At 43.0% G+C, this 14,645-nt stretch carries 11 protein-coding genes and 1 tRNA gene; 7 read left to right on the forward strand and 5 right to left on the reverse strand.

Going from position 1 to position 14,645, the window contains the following annotated elements:
* Nucleotides 1-44: 44 nt before the first annotated feature.
* On the reverse strand, nucleotides 45-230 hold the full coding sequence (locus tag MuYL_RS02230) for a hypothetical protein (protein WP_094568975.1): 186 nt from the start codon (nucleotides 228-230) through the stop codon (nucleotides 45-47).
* 342 nt (nucleotides 231-572) lie between these two features.
* Between MuYL_RS02230 and MuYL_RS02235 the strand changes: the two genes are divergently transcribed.
* The 6 genes from MuYL_RS02235 to MuYL_RS02260 all read left to right on the forward strand — a co-directional run bounded on the left by MuYL_RS02235 (nucleotide 573) and on the right by MuYL_RS02260 (nucleotide 5,259).
* Nucleotides 573-824 carry a helix-turn-helix domain-containing protein gene (locus MuYL_RS02235; RefSeq protein WP_094568976.1) on the forward strand — a complete coding sequence of 84 codons (252 nt, stop codon included), beginning with the start codon at nucleotides 573-575 and terminating at the stop codon, nucleotides 822-824.
* 218 nt (nucleotides 825-1,042) lie between these two features.
* Nucleotides 1,043-1,222 carry a helix-turn-helix domain-containing protein gene (locus tag MuYL_RS02240; protein WP_211710228.1) on the forward strand — a complete coding sequence of 60 codons (180 nt, stop codon included), beginning with the start codon at nucleotides 1,043-1,045 and terminating at the stop codon, nucleotides 1,220-1,222.
* Nucleotides 1,223-1,397: 175 nt separating this feature from the next.
* Nucleotides 1,398-2,447, forward strand: a complete 1,050-nt coding sequence (locus tag MuYL_RS02245) for a response regulator (RefSeq protein ID WP_094568977.1) — start codon at nucleotides 1,398-1,400, stop codon at nucleotides 2,445-2,447.
* 277 nt (nucleotides 2,448-2,724) lie between these two features.
* Nucleotides 2,725-4,311: a Na+/H+ antiporter gene (locus MuYL_RS02250; RefSeq protein ID WP_094568978.1), complete on the forward strand. Its 1,587-nt coding sequence runs from the start codon at nucleotides 2,725-2,727 to the stop codon at nucleotides 4,309-4,311.
* A 4-nt stretch (nucleotides 4,312-4,315) separates the two neighbouring features.
* Nucleotides 4,316-5,128 carry an alpha/beta fold hydrolase gene (locus MuYL_RS02255; RefSeq protein WP_094568979.1) on the forward strand — a complete coding sequence of 271 codons (813 nt, stop codon included), beginning with the start codon at nucleotides 4,316-4,318 and terminating at the stop codon, nucleotides 5,126-5,128.
* A 57-nt stretch (nucleotides 5,129-5,185) separates the two neighbouring features.
* Nucleotides 5,186-5,259 (forward strand) — tRNA-Pro (locus MuYL_RS02260).
* 190 nt (nucleotides 5,260-5,449) lie between these two features.
* Here MuYL_RS02260 and MuYL_RS02265 read toward each other — a convergent pair.
* The 3 genes from MuYL_RS02265 to MuYL_RS02275 form a co-directional block, all read right to left on the reverse strand.
* Nucleotides 5,450-7,570 (reverse strand): bifunctional aldolase/short-chain dehydrogenase, encoded by a 2,121-nt coding sequence (locus tag MuYL_RS02265; protein WP_094568980.1) that lies wholly within the window; start codon nucleotides 7,568-7,570, stop codon nucleotides 5,450-5,452.
* A 57-nt stretch (nucleotides 7,571-7,627) separates the two neighbouring features.
* Complete coding sequence (gene rhaT / locus MuYL_RS02270) at nucleotides 7,628-8,707, reverse strand: L-rhamnose/proton symporter RhaT (RefSeq protein WP_094568981.1); 1,080 nt, start codon at nucleotides 8,705-8,707, stop codon at nucleotides 7,628-7,630.
* A 97-nt stretch (nucleotides 8,708-8,804) separates the two neighbouring features.
* Entirely contained in the window at nucleotides 8,805-11,531 is a 2,727-nt protein-coding gene (locus tag MuYL_RS02275; protein WP_094568982.1) for a glycoside hydrolase family 78 protein, read from the reverse strand.
* Between the two features lie 246 nt (nucleotides 11,532-11,777).
* Here MuYL_RS02275 and MuYL_RS02280 point away from each other — a divergent pair, with 246 nt between their 5' ends.
* Nucleotides 11,778-12,803 (forward strand): GntR family transcriptional regulator, encoded by a 1,026-nt coding sequence (locus MuYL_RS02280; protein ID WP_094568983.1) that lies wholly within the window; start codon nucleotides 11,778-11,780, stop codon nucleotides 12,801-12,803.
* Here the strand turns inward: MuYL_RS02280 and MuYL_RS02285 are convergent, their stop codons facing one another.
* Nucleotides 12,804-14,513, reverse strand: a complete 1,710-nt coding sequence (locus tag MuYL_RS02285; protein WP_094568984.1) for a sensor histidine kinase — start codon at nucleotides 14,511-14,513, stop codon at nucleotides 12,804-12,806.
* Nucleotides 14,514-14,645: the final 132 nt, after the last annotated feature.

A 14,645-nucleotide genomic window follows, 5' to 3' on the forward strand; every position in this document is an offset into this window, starting at 1 on the left:
ACTAACATAGTAAGGCGGTTTTTTTTATGATTATGAAATTCAGATTACCTCTGTTTTACAAGAGTTGAATCTTTTTTCTTAACGGTTGTGTCCTTTTTCATTGGTTTGGTTTTCTTCTTCTTGGTAGTATCAACCTGCATGGTTGATTTAACCGGGCTAACTGTAGTGTGCGCATAAACGCTTCCAAATGAGATCGCTGCTAAAGCAATCATGCCTATTAACTTTTTCATAGTTTTTTGTTTTTCGTTTTGTGATAGGTATATACACACAATGATGCCAAATCATTAAGTGTGGTTTATTTGTCTGACAATCAGTAGTTTGATTTAATTGGTTCATTTCTAAATCTGTGGAGTTTCTCCACAGGGTGACGATAATTTCAGCAACGAAGCATCAAGTTACGAGCAACGGCAGGGAGGCAGTGCCATATCAGGCAATAAAGTCTTGTTGTTAGTTGGCTGAACGGCTTACAAATTAATATGTTAAGGTGTTTATACCATAAGTGCTTATTAATATGTTACCTTTAACTAATTGCACTCCAAAGTGCAGGGTAACGCCGGTAAGTTTGAAGTGATATGGGACAGTTGAGGAGTATTGAAGCGATTAAACTGCTTGCTGATAACGTTAAACTTTATCGCCAGGGAAGGGACCTTTCACAAGAGGCGCTGGCTAATATTGCCGATATGGAATTCAGCCAGGTAAGTAGGATAGAGCGCGAATTAATAAACACCAGCGTTTCAGCTATTTTTCTCCTTGCAAAAGCCTTAAATATCCGGCCCTCCCAATTGCTTGCGCCAATCTCATCCGGCATAAATTATCGGGCGTAAATTTTAGCGAAATCTTTTAATGCTTATGTCTAATAATCGGCGGCAAGTTTAAATCCATCCGTTGTTAATTTTAACCTTTTACCCTTAACAGGCAGAAATACACCTTCTACGGCTAAAAATATGGCAAATGTGCCTTCATGTCTTAAAAAAAAATCAACCAGCTTTGTTAAGTGCCACAAGTTAAAGATGCATTTGCTGTTAAAGTTTTAGCAATAAATGTGAAACAACATCGATTGCGATGTAAGTTAAGCCAGGAAAAGCTGGCTTTTATAGCTGAAATTGAATACAGCCAGGTAAGCAGGATAGAGCGAGGGATTATAAACACCAGTGTTTCGGTAATATTTATACTGGCAAAAGCATTGGATGTTAAACCATCGCAACTGCTGGAGTTTCAATAATGTTTTTTTTATCGCTGATATGTGCTTTTAAAATAAAAAAAAATGTATTTCCTGTCACAAGCATAAGCACTATCTTTTAGCCTGCCAACCAATAAGCCGACCTAATATTTAATAGCATTGAAGAAATACTATTGAACTGTACTGCGGTTAAATATTTAAAAATAAATATGAAACCATGAATGAAAGCATATTAGTTATTGAAGACAATTACGATACGCTGGAAAGCATAACCGACCTTTTGGAACTGGACGGTTATACCGTTTTGCAGGCGGTGGGAGGCAAACGCGGCGCGGATATGGCGCTATCACATAAGCCAGATTTGATACTATGTGATATTATGATGCCGGGCCTGGATGGTTACGGTGTTTTAGCTTTATTAAATAAGTATGATCAACTGTCGGATATTCCCTTTATTTTTTTAACAGCTAAGACCGCACGACAGGATTTCAGAAAGGCGATGGAAATGGGCGCTGATGATTACCTGGAAAAGCCATTTGAACCACGGGTGTTACTAGATGCCATTAAGAGCCAATTTAGCAAAAAGGAAAAAAAGCTGGCTTATCTAAAAAAGGCGCTGCGGACTATTGAAACCTTGACAACCCTGTCGTCCAACGGAACGGTCGATTTAAAGGGTTTAATTGCAACAAGCAGGATAAGGCGGGTAAGAAAAATGCAGATCTTATATTATACAGGCGATAGGTCATCGTCAGTTTACCTGGTAATGGAGGGTTGTATAAAAACCTTTATGCTGGCCGAAGATGGGCGGGAATTTATAACCGGGATTTATAAAGTAAATGATTACCTCGGTATTGATTCACTTTTTGTTGATAATTTATTTAATGAAACAGCTGAAGCTATCGAAGACAGTGTTCTGTGCCTGTTGCCCAAAGAGGCGGTAGAGAGTATTGTGAACTACCATCCCGATGTACGACAACGCTTTTTAAAAATGCTTTGCGGCAATATAAAAGGCAAGGAAGACCAAATGATTGAACTGGCATATAATTCGGTAAGGAAGCGGTTGGCGCAGGTACTGATCAGGCTGGGTAAACAATCAAACGAAGCATTGGTTAAAATTTCGCGCGACGAACTGGCTTCAATGGCAGGTATAGCTATAGAAACGGTGAGTCGGATATTAACTGATTTTAAAGATGGCGGTTTGATTGAAAAGCGGGGATCTCATATTAAGATCATCGAACTTAACAGGCTGGAGGAAATGAAAAATTGAGAATTTCAACATAGGCGGGTTTAAACAATTGGGCTATGGATTTAAGGAAGTTGATCGCGGAGCACCTTGACCGGGAGCTTCATATTACCCTGGTATTTTGGATCCTGGTGTTTTTGCTGGTGCTAATGCTATATTAAAAAGAGCTGGCGGATGCCTGCGCAATTGTCAAAAAGCGCTGCTTATTTCAATAAAACATGCAGCAGCCGGCATTAGGGCTTAAATTTTTGTGTTATTTTTAAATCGCAGCGACCTAAGTTTGCTTTAAAAATAATTTGATATGCTCCAGGATAATTTACTGCTCATTCTTTCTCTTTTGTTTGCTGTGTCAATGTTGGGTCTGCTAAGCGAAAAATTAAAGATATCTTACCCGATATTACTGGTAATTTCAGGACTTATCATCAGTTTTATTCCCGGTGTTCCGTTTATTGTAATGGATCCTAACATGGTATTCATTGTGTTTTTACCCCCGCTTTTGTATGCCGCTGCCTGGAATACTTCGTGGGCGGATTTTTGGAACTTAAAGGGTCCCATCAGCAGGCTTGCCCTGGGCCTGGTTATATTTACGGCAACCGGCGTAGCTTTAATTGCCCATTTCATGATCCCTGATTTTACGCTTGCCATGGGCTTTTTGCTCGGCGGCATCATTTCGCCGCCCGATGCGGTTGCGGCATCCTCAGTATTGAAAAACCTTAAGGTGCCCAGGAATGTGATGTCTATTTTAGAAGGCGAAAGCCTTATTAATGATGCCTCCAGCCTGGTGGTATTCAGGTTTGCACTGCTTAGTGTGCTTACCGGCCAGTTTGTGTTTTGGCGGGCGGGAGTCGATTTTATTCTGGTAGCGGGAATTGGCATTCTTATCGGTATAGCTATAGCAGTAATTGTATATGCTATCCACCGGTTTTTACCAACCACCCCAAGTATTGATACAGCCCTTACCCTTATTACGCCCTACATCATGTACCTTACGGCTGAACATTTTCACTATTCGGGTGTACTGGCGGTGGTTAGCGGCGGCCTGTTTCTTTCTTACCGTTCGGCCGAGATCTTTGCTTATGATTCGCGTTTGCAAGCCGTAACGGTATGGACGGTTTTAACGTTCCTTTTAAACGGTACGGTGTTTATCCTTATCGGCCTGCAGCTCCCCGGCATTATAAAAGGAATAGGAAATTATTCTTTTTCGGCGGTGATCATGTACGCTGTAGTCATCAGCTTGGCTACCATCGTCATCCGCATCTTATGGGTATTTCCTGGGGGGCTTTTCACCAATTTCGTTAACCGCAAACTGAAGCGAAAAACGGTGAAATTAAACTGGAAATCGGTATTCGTAATTGCCTGGAGCGGTATGCGCGGCGTGGTATCGCTGGCATCGGCACTGGCGGTTCCGCTAACGCTTACAAATGGGAGCGCTTTCCCGCACCGCAGCCTTATTTTGTTTATCACTTTTATTGTTATTCTGTTCACACTGGTATTGCAGGGGTTAACGCTGCCGTTTTTTTTGCGGGTATTGAAAATAGAGGAGGATACCAACGATGAGCAACAGGACCTGGAGATCCGTTTTAAGTTAGCTACAGCGGTAGTTGCTTATATGGAAACAGCCTGCTCAAAAGAAATTGCTGAACTCAGCGTTTTTAAAAGGGTAAAAGAGCGGTATGAACGCATGGCAAAAATTGCTGATGACAGCCTCTCAGCAGGCGAATTATCCAGTCCTGCTTTTTTGAAAACCTACAGGCAGATGCTGCTTGAAATTATAGCTGTACGCAGAACGGAGTTAAATAAAATGCATAAGAACAAGGAGTATGCTGACCATTTGTTAAGAGCGAAAGAGCAGGAACTTGATTTTGAAGAAGCAAGAATGAGAAAATAAATTGATGATGATGGAACCTAAAAGCAGACCAACGCAGCCAACAGGCAGCTATGCCAGCGTGAACGGCATAAAAATGTATTACGAGGTGCAGGGCAGCGGTACCCCGCTGGTATTGCTGCATGGCGGGGGCTCAACCATTAAAACCACTTTTGGCCGGATAATGCCCGCGCTTTCCAAAACCCACCGGGTTATTGCCGTTGAGCTACAGGCACACGGCCATACCGGCGACAGGGATGCTCCCGAAACTTTTGCACAGGATGCCGATGACGTTGCAGAGCTTTTGAAACAGCTTGACATCCCGCAGGCAAATATCATGGGCTTTAGCAACGGCGGGCAAACTTCGCTCGAAATAGCGCTAAGACATCCCGGCAGGGTGGGGAAACTGATCATAGCATCAGCATTTTACCAACGCGAAGGAGTGCTTGCTGCATTTTGGAAAGGCTTTGACGACCCTCAATTCAGTTACCTGCCGCAGGTATATAAAGACGAATATTTGAAAATTGGGAGCCAGGCGGGGTTGGTGAATATGTTTAACAAAGATGCCCAGCGAATGAAAGTATTTAAAGACTGGGCGGACGAGGAGCTGCGTTCGGTACAGGCGCCGGTACTGGTGGTTATTGGCGACCGCGACCTGGCGACACCTGAACATGCGGCTAAAATGGCGAGGCTTTTTCCGCATGGGCGGCTGGCCATACTGCCTGGAAATCACGGCAGTTACATGGGCGAGGTGATGTCCCCCAATCCCGATAGCAAGATGCCTGACCTTTTTGTGGCTATGGTTAACGAGTTTTTGGAAACGCAGGCGGATACAAATTGATATAATTTTTAAAAATTACCGGTCAAAAATTATATTTGCATTCCCCAATAAAATTTTCGGGATGTAGCGTAGCCCGGTATCGCGCCAGCATGGGGTGCTGGAGGTCGGAAGTTCGAATCTTCTCATCCCGACTTAAAACAGATTAATTAAGAGCATATTTTAGTGATTTTAGTATCAATAGGATATGCTCTTTTTCAGTTGTCGGAAGGAACTCAATGCGGTGCATTTTATTTAAAGATGCCGGAGTTGCTGTACCCCAACCCCGTGAAATACTGAATTGTTTGTAGCAGCAACTTCGGCACTATTTATTTAACTTTTATATTATCTCACAAACGCCATCGCAACCCCACCATCTACATTTAAAACGTTTCCTGTTGATTTATTAAGCAAGCCGCCAACTAAGGCAAAACAAGCATTCGCAATATCTTCGGGCAGAATGATCTCGTTTAGTAATGTCCTTTTTGCGTAATAGGCAGGCAGTTCTTCAACGGTTACGCCATAGGCTTTTGCACGGCCCGCTGCCCAATCGCCGGCCCAGATCTTACTGTCGGATATTACGGCATCGGGATTGACAACATTTACGCGGATATTATCTTTACCAAGTTCAGCAGCATTGAGTCTGCTTAAATGTAGCTGTGCAGCTTTTGCTGACCCATAACCAGCATTATTAGGCCCTGATACCAAAGCGTTTTTGCTCACAATATTTATCACATCACCACCTGTATCCTGTTTGCGCATAATTTCAACACCCGCCTGGGTAACCAAAAACTGGCCCTTTACCAAAACATCATAAAGCAGGTCCCAGTCTTTTTCGGTATGCTCTTCAATTGGTTTTGAGATCGAAAGTCCGGCACAGTTTACTACGAGGTCAACCCCTGCAAATGCCAAAACTGCTGCTTCATAAGCTTTGTTTATAGCCTCCTTATCAGTTACATCCATTAACGCGGTGGTGTAAACATCTTTACCATACTGGCTTAAAAACTCCTCATTTGCGTGAGCTAAACGGGTTGCGTCGTTGTCATTGATAACAACACATGCGCCTTCGTTGGCAAATTTTTTGGCGATAGCTTTCCCTATTCCGCCGGCACTTCCGGTAACCAGCGCGATACGGCCCGAAAGTGATTTTGGTTTAGGCATACGCTGCAGCTTGGCTTCTTCCAGTAACCAATACTCAATGTTAAATGCTTCCTGGCGCGGTAGTGAAGTATATTCAGATATTGCCTCTGCGCCTTTCATCACATTGATGGCATTGATATAAAACTCAGACGCTACCCGCGCAGTTTGCTTATCTTTTGCAAAGGTGAACATACCGATTCCGGGATACAGGATTACAACCGGGTTGGCATCGCGCATGGCGGGGCTATTAGGATGTTTGCAGCTTTCATAATAGGCTGCATACATTTTGCGGTATGCCTCAAATGCAGGTGCTAGTTTTTCCTTTATCGCTTTAGTGTCGCTAAGGTCGTCGTCCGCTTTAATCGCCAAAACCAAGGGACTGATCTTGGTCCTTAAAAAGTGATCAGGGCAGCTGGTACCCAATGGCGCCAACCTATCCAGGTCATTTGAGTTGGTGAACTCCAGCACACGGGCGTCATCCGTAAAATGGCCTATCATGCGTACATGGCCTGAGCAAAATCCACGAAGGACAGGAGCTATCGCAATCGCTTGTTTTTTGCGAATGTCTTCTGCGGGGCTGGTTAATTTAACCCCTCCGAATACGGGTCCTTTTTTGCCATAATTTTGTTCAAGGTATTCGGCGCTTTGCTCAATTATTTCCAGGGTATTTATATAGCTTTCGTAAGCTGTATCGCCCCAGGTAAACAGCCCGTGTGAACCTAACATAATCCCACGAATACCCGGGTTTTCGTCAAGGCATTGTTTCAGTTTTAATCCCAGGTCAAACCCGGGCCTTTGCCATTCCACCCAGCCTATAGTTCCATTAAAAAGCTCCTGTGTTATTTTTTTACCGTCTTTTGCAGCCGCTATAGCAATTGCCGCATCAGGATGGAGGTGGTCAATGTGTTTAAATGGTAAAAAGCCATGCAACGGCGTATCAATGGAAGGTGCTTTTGAGCTCAGGTCAAAAATACAATGGTTAAAAAGCTCCACCATTTCGTCCTCATGCGCAATGCCGCTGTAAACATTTGTAAGGCTACGCAACCGATCAACATAAAGGGCCGCCAGCCCGCTTTTTTTCAACGTACCCAGGTCACCGCCTGACCCTTTTACCCACATCACTTCGGTATCGGTGCCGGTTAAGGGATCTTTTGCAATAACCTTGCATGATGTATTACCGCCACCATAGTTGGTAAGCCGTAAATCAGCTCCCAATAAATTTGAGCGGTAAATGAGCAGCGCCACTTCATCGCCGGCAAGCTCCGCGGCTTTGGCATCATCCCATAAATAGCTCACGTGCTTAAAATTTGTTTCTTTGACAGACATATTGTTTTTGTTTGGAGGATCGGAAAGTCTGGATTCGTACTTTCCCAATCGTCATTTTTACTTAATTGCGTTACCGTATCCAACTACGAGAACTGATAAAATAATTACAGCTATCCCAAGAATAACTGTGTTAAAAGCTTTTTTACTCACCCCTTTCCACTCTTTCAATACAAGGCCCCACACGTTGGCTATGAGGATAATGAACGCCATGTGAAGGATCCATGAACTGGCCCCGTTGCCCAGCTTACTTTCGCCCATCCCATAAAAAAAGAACTGCAGGAACCATGTTGTTCCGGCGAGGGCCGAAAATAAATAATTTTTAAGCAGAGGTGTTTTGCTATCGGTATAGTTGTTAAATGATTTGTTCCGAAAGTTCAGTATCATGCACCAGATAAAATTAGTGGTGAGGCCGCCCCAAAGCACTACAATGTAAATCACATTGTTCCTGTACAAAAAGTTACCCTGGCCCGGATGCGCAGCCACCCAAACGGCATTGGCAGTATCTGCCATTGATTTGCCGGCTTCTAAGCCAAAATTGAAACAGGCACTCAAAATACCGGATACTACAGCCACAAATATGCCCAGCCCAAAACGATAGTCTTTATTTTCAGCTTTCGCTGCGCTGTTTTTGGACAGGTCCTTTTCTTTCATGGTTCCCGCTTTGCCGCATATAATAATGCCGACAACGCAAATAGCTATTCCCAGCAATACCATTTGCCCCCAATGTGTGGTAAGCAGCGTGGTAAAGGTGTCTTTTCCGGCCTGCGGAACGAAATTATAATACACCGAAGGGACAAGCGAACCAAAAACCGCGCACAGCCCCAAGATAATAGTGCTGCCCAGTGATACCCCCAGGTAACGTACGCCCAATCCGTAAGTCAGACCGCCAATACCCCATAAAACGCCCATGAGGTAGGTCCATTTCAGCACCTCAAACCCTGTGCTGCTTATTATTTCAGCAAACCCTGGAATGGTTAGATAGGCCGCAATGGGTGGTACAATAAGCCACGAGAAGATACCGCCCACAATCCAAAAGCTTTCCCATGCCCAGCCTTTAACCTTTTTGTAAGGAATATAAAAACTACCGGAAGCAAAGCCCCCGATAAAGTGAAAAAAAACGCCAAATATTATGCCCATTGCTGTTTGATTAGTTGATTAAGTTTTTTCATTTTATTTTCAGAACTACAGATCAGGCGGATCGTTATAATCAGCCTGATCCAACTTAGTCAACGTTTCACGGTTTCGCTATGCTAAAATGGTAAACGCCCGAACCTACATTAACGGCAACATAACCGTCTGTTGCGTCGCCTGCTGTTATGCCGGGCACAGCGTTTATTGCTTTGCCGCTTTCTAAAACAGCACTGCTGCTGCTCCCGGGAATGTAAACGGTAGCTGTTGTATTTGCGGGAATTTCCACGTCAAGCAACAGGTTGCCGGCATCCAGTTTCCAGTGCGAGCTTACTTTTCCATAATTTGTTTCATAGTCAGCAACTACATTATTTAAATTACCGCCGATGGTCGGTTTTATAACGATTTGTTTATAACCGGGGCCTGCTTCTTTGGTATCAATACCGGCTATAACGCGGTACATCCAGTCGCCGATAGCGCCGTAGGCGTAATGATTGTAGGAGTTCATGGTAGGGGTTTCCAAAGTACCGTCAGGCCGGATGCCATCCCATCTTTCCCAAATGGTGGTAGCGCCCATTTTTACAGGATATAGCCATGAAGGATAGGTATCCTGCAGCAACAGTTTATATGCTACATCTTCATGGCCAAACCGGCTGAGCACATTGCACAAATAAGGCGTGCCCAAAAAACCGGTGGTTAAGTGGTTGCCGTAACGGGCAATGTTATTGGCAAGGCGCTGTGCCGCCTGTTGCCTTAAGTTTTCAGGCAACATATCAAATTGCAGGGCCAGTACATAAGCTGTTTGTGTATCTGATGAAATAAGCCCGTTTGGAGTTAAGTATTCATTAAAAAATGCCTTTTTAATTTTTGCCAGCAAGTCGGTATAATAGGCTTCATCATCTTTTTTACCTAACACCTTTGCCGTGTTTATCATCAATTGTGTTGAGTTCGCGTAAAAACATTGCGCTATAAGGTATTTGCTGGTGATAGCCGAACTGCCATCTGTGTCGTCATTTACGCTGTAAAAAAGCCAGTCGCCAAAATGGTTACCGGTATTCCAAAGGTCGTTTTTACTTTTATCCTGCATATATTTAACCCATGCTTTCATGCTGGCATATTGATTCTCCAGGATCTGTTTGTCACCATAGGCTACATACATATTCCAAGGGATTATGGTTGATACATCAGCCCATCCGGTACTGCCCCCGGCCTCGTTTTTGTTATTGCCCAACACGTCGGGTATAACAAACGGAACACTGCCGCTGGGGTACTGATCTGCCGCAACGTCCTTAAGCCATTTGGTAAAAAAGTTGTGCACATTCATGTTATAAGTTGCCGTACGCGAAAACACCTGCGCATCGCCCGTCCAGCCCAGCCGTTCATCACGTTGCGGGCAATCAGTAGGAACATCCAAAAAATTACCCTTTTGACCCCATTGTATGTTGTGCTGTAATTTGTTAATCATTTCGTTGGAGCAACTGAACGTGCCCGCCGGTTTCATATCTGAATAAAGGGAAATTGCTGTAAAATCAGCCGCATTCAAATCCTTTTTATAACCCTCTACCTTAATATACCTGAAACCCTGCCAGGTAAATTGCGGTTCAAATACTTCTTCGCCTCCACCCTTTAAAATGTATATATCCTGGGCCCGTGCAGCGCGCAGGTTTTCTGTGTAAAAATTCCCGGGTTTGTCTAAAATCTCGGCATGCGATAGCCGGATGGTGTCGCCTGCATTGCCCCTTACTTTAATTTGTACCCAGCCAACCAGGTTTTGGCCAAAGTCAATTACCTCCTCGCCTTTGGGCGTTTTAAATATTTTTACAGGCTTAAAGGTTTCATGCTTCTTAACCGGCTCGTTAACGGTGGCAACCAACGTGGATTTTGTATAATCTTTAACCGTTACGCCCGACCAGCTTTTGTCATCAAATGAGGCTGTTGACCAGTTTTTTTGCTGCATGCGGTCATCAATGGTTGCACCATTATAAATTTCGGCAAATCTTACAGGGCCGGTAGATGATTTCCAGCTCTCGTCGGATATTATGGTAGCCGTAGTGCCATCGGTATAGGTAACCTCCAGTTGAAATAACAGGGCTATGTCTTTTCCGTAATAGTTTTGCTGATTCGAAAAACCGATATGCCCGCGGTACCAGCCGCTACCCAGGGTTGTGCCAACAGCATTTGCTCCGGGCTGAAGCAAATTGGTAACATCATAGGCCTGGTATTGCAGGCGTTTATTGTAAGTCGTCCAACCGGGGGTTAAATAAGCATCGCCCACCCGATGTCCATTTATCTGTGCTTCATATAAGCCATGTGAAGTAATATAAGCAGTGGCCGATTTTACCTTTTTTGTTAAAGAAAACCCCTTGCGAAACAGCGGGCTCGGTCTGTTGACAGAATCTTCTTTAAAGCCCGGGGTTATCCATTTGGCTTTCCAGTCGGCAGCGGTAAGCATGCCCATTTGCCAGGTTGCAGGTTCGCTCCAGGCAGAGGCCTTACCGGTATTATCCCAAATCCGAACTTGCCACATATATTTTTGACCGGCTGCCAGCGGCTCGCCTTTGTAAGTTATGTACATAGACTCGTCAGACATTATCTTACCTGTTTTCCAAACCTCATGCTTCCCCTTGCCAATGCTGCTTACTCTTAGCTCATATGCTGTTTGCATTACATTGCGTTTATCACCTGCATTGAGCTGCCAGCTGAACCGCGGATTTAAGACATCTATACTGATCGGGTCAATTTTGTTTTCTGTTAATAAATACCGCACCTTAACCTGCGCCATACAAATGCTGGCGAGGTGAGCGGCAATAAATAGTAAAATTATTTTTCTCATGTGATTAATTAGGATATAGTAATATTTAAATTGGTTAGGCAAGTTAATGAATTTGCGTTCAGTTAACTATCCTTTACTGTCTTAACGCGGCGCCGGGAAACGCATTCTTGGGGAGGAATGTTGGCGGGCACTGGTTTTATTTAACCCTGAATAAGACAGAGGAACGGAATAAAAATGGGAAGGCCTTATTTTTGTATTGTCATTTATTTAGCTTTACTTTTTTTAAAGCAGAATTGATTACAGCAAATGAAAAATTATTTAAAAATTATTAAAATAGATGAATATTCCATTACGCCTAAATATCTGCAGATCAGCAACTCTATTTTAAGAGGCGTGGAGGACCAGAGTATTGAAAAAGATGACATTCTGCCGTCCATCAACGACCTGAGCATTGCACTTGAGGTTTCCCGTAACACCATTGAACGTGCTTATAAAGAGTTAAGAAGATACAATGTAATTACTTCTGTTGCAGGCAAAGGGTATTTTATCTCCAATATTTCATTTGATCAGCCTGTTAAAGTTTTGCTGCTGTTTAATAAGCTTAGCAGCCATAAGAAAATTATTTACGACGCCTTTGCCGAAACACTCGGCAGCAATGCGGCCATTGATTTTTATATTTATAATAATGATTTTAATGTTTTCAAAAAACTGCTGGCCAACAGCACAGAACACTACTCTAAATTGGTTATAATTCCGCATTTTATTGAAAATGCCGAAAATGCTTTTGCCGTAATTAATGAATTGCCAAAAGACAAGCTGATTTTAATGGATAAATTACCGGAGGGGGTTACAGGATCTTTTGGTGCAGTTTACGAAAACTTTGAGCAAGACATTTATTACGCCCTTGAGCAGCTGCTGGAACAACTGAGTAAATATCATACCTTAAAAATTATTTTTCCGGAGCACAGCTATTATTCCAAAGAGATTCTAACCGGTTTTTTAAGCTTTTGCGGCCAGTACGCCTTTGAATACGACATTATCCATCACCTTAAAAACGAACAGCTGCAGCCCGGGACCGTATATATAAATTTAATGGAGGATCACCTGGTGGAACTTATAGAAAAAATCATCGGTGACAGACTGAAGATCGGTGAGGAAATTGGGGTGATCAGCTATAATGAGACGCCACTGAAAAAAATCATCCTGAACGGCATCACAACTATATCTACAGATTTTAAATTAATGGGTGAAAAAACGGCTGAAATAGCATTGAATGGCAGCAAGGAACATGTTGCTATCCCCTTTAAGGTTACCCGACGCCACTCGCTGTAGTTAGTAGGGTATCACTAAGCTCATCGTGCAACCTTTGCCTGCCTCGCTTTCAACGCTGATACTTCCACCATGTAACTGGATCAATTGCCGGCACAAATACAATCCCAACCCTGTACCTGGTTTGCGGTTAATGCCTTTGGTCTGGTAATAGCGTGTAAATAATTGGGCCTGCTGATCCTTGGGGATTCCGTAACCTGTATCGGCTATGGCTATTTTCAGCAACACTTTTTGATTGTTGCTCCTATCAATGGTCGCTATAACTTTTACCCCACCGTTATCGGTGTATTTAATAGCATTGCTCAACAGGTTAATCAACACCTGTTTTAATCTGAGGGAATCGCCGTTAACTTTAGTTTTTAAATCACCGGTAAATTCAGTTGTCAAATAAATGTGTTTTTTTTCGGCCATAAACCGCATCGTCTCCACAGCGTCCGTCAATTCTTTAAAAGGTTCAAAGTCAGTCTTTACCAATACTTCGGTTTGCTGTTGTTCAAGCTTGCTTACGTCTAAAACATTATTCACGGTTTCCAATAACATGGAAGAAGAAAGATTGATGGACGCTGTTTTCTTTTCCTGATCGGCAGTTAAGGGGGTTTTATTTAACATATACACCGCTCCGTTAATGGCCATCAGCTTATTGCGAATCTCGTGGCTCATAATAGCAAGTATCTCTGATTTTTGCCCGGCAAGCGCAACGGCTCTTTCATTTTCCGTTATATAACCCTGCTCCGCTTCGCCTGCCTTATTGATGTAGATGATCAATAAGATAATAAAGATCAATATAAGGGAAATTGCTACCCCAATGAAGCTATTCATATCATCAGTGGTGCTTTTGTATTGCTGTAAAATATTGTCCCTGCCTTTTTCCCATGCTGCCTGGTTAATATTTTTTAGTTGTTGTAAAAGCTGTTGAAGCTCAGCAAGCAGGTTCAGATTAGCCCCAATCAACTGCTCACCGGACATGAGCATATAGCTGTTTTGCCGGTTTAACTGTTGCAGTAGTTTTGCCAAAGAACGCCCATCTTTTTTGCCGTTAAAGCCTGCAACTGAATCACGGATTTGCTTTTCTTTCCTGATAGTTAGCGTTTTAACTACAACCTGGTTTTTATTTGATATCGCATCTTTTAACCGCCGCAATAAGCCGCTTTTATTTACCACGTTGCTAATTTTCACAGTGGTATCGGCTTTGTTGCCGGATGCCTTTGCTTTCAAAAAGCCACCTACGCCCAGGCCGTTTACCGGTTTACTAAGGCTTGCTATAGTTGTAACGTTAAGCAATGAATCAAAATGATGCTTGAGTTCAAATACCTGCTGTGATATTTTTAGTTTTTGCTCAAACGAACGCGCGATCTGCTGCTTGCTTCCCTTAAGATATTGAGCGCTGTCTGCATTAAATTTTTTTTGTACTGCTTCAATGCGTACAAAAATATTTTTTAGCTTGCTCTTGTATTCCTCCAGTTTTTCAGGATGGCCCTGCAAACCTGCCTGGAAATCATTTTCAGCACTGCTAAGATCAAGCAAAATATTGCTGATCTCAGGCTCCCTGGACGGTTCTTTTAGCTGGGCACCAAGTTTATCAAGCTTTTGGGTAATGGTATGTTTCAATACAAAAGACCCTACAGTAATAATGAAAGTAAACAGCAGGAAAATAATAAACAGCTTGCGCAACGTTTTTGCAGCTAACCCCTGCACCTCTAAATTTTTACCCATCAACAAAGCCCCTTTTTCTGTAAATACCTGTTCCGGACATAAGAGATTTAACGTCAAAACAGGTGGATAAATATATCGAAAAATTCAACTGGAAAACTATTTATCAAAGATAAAATCCGCATTTTAAAACGG

Source organism: Mucilaginibacter xinganensis, from assembly GCF_002257585.1.
GTDB classification, from domain to species: Bacteria; Bacteroidota; Bacteroidia; order Sphingobacteriales; family Sphingobacteriaceae; genus Mucilaginibacter; species Mucilaginibacter xinganensis.

What these genes read in the sequence shown, in the direction of transcription:
- MuYL_RS02230 (WP_094568975.1), bottom strand. Translation starts at nt 230, where the DNA reads ATGAAAAAGTTAATAGGCATGATTGCTTTAGCAGCGATCTCATTTGGA.
- rhaT (WP_094568981.1), bottom strand. Translation starts at nt 8,707, where the DNA reads ATGGGCATAATATTTGGCGTTTTTTTTCACTTTATCGGGGGCTTTGCT.
- MuYL_RS02280 (WP_094568983.1), top strand. Translation starts at nt 11,778, where the DNA reads ATGAAAAATTATTTAAAAATTATTAAAATAGATGAATATTCCATTACG.
- MuYL_RS02250 (WP_094568978.1), top strand. Translation starts at nt 2,725, where the DNA reads ATGCTCCAGGATAATTTACTGCTCATTCTTTCTCTTTTGTTTGCTGTG.
- MuYL_RS02235 (WP_094568976.1), top strand. Translation starts at nt 573, where the DNA reads ATGGGACAGTTGAGGAGTATTGAAGCGATTAAACTGCTTGCTGATAAC.
- MuYL_RS02245 (WP_094568977.1), top strand. Translation starts at nt 1,398, where the DNA reads ATGAATGAAAGCATATTAGTTATTGAAGACAATTACGATACGCTGGAA.
- MuYL_RS02285 (WP_094568984.1), bottom strand. Translation starts at nt 14,513, where the DNA reads ATGGGTAAAAATTTAGAGGTGCAGGGGTTAGCTGCAAAAACGTTGCGC.
- MuYL_RS02255 (WP_094568979.1), top strand. Translation starts at nt 4,316, where the DNA reads ATGATGATGGAACCTAAAAGCAGACCAACGCAGCCAACAGGCAGCTAT.
- MuYL_RS02265 (WP_094568980.1), bottom strand. Translation starts at nt 7,570, where the DNA reads ATGTCTGTCAAAGAAACAAATTTTAAGCACGTGAGCTATTTATGGGAT.
- MuYL_RS02275 (WP_094568982.1), bottom strand. Translation starts at nt 11,531, where the DNA reads ATGAGAAAAATAATTTTACTATTTATTGCCGCTCACCTCGCCAGCATT.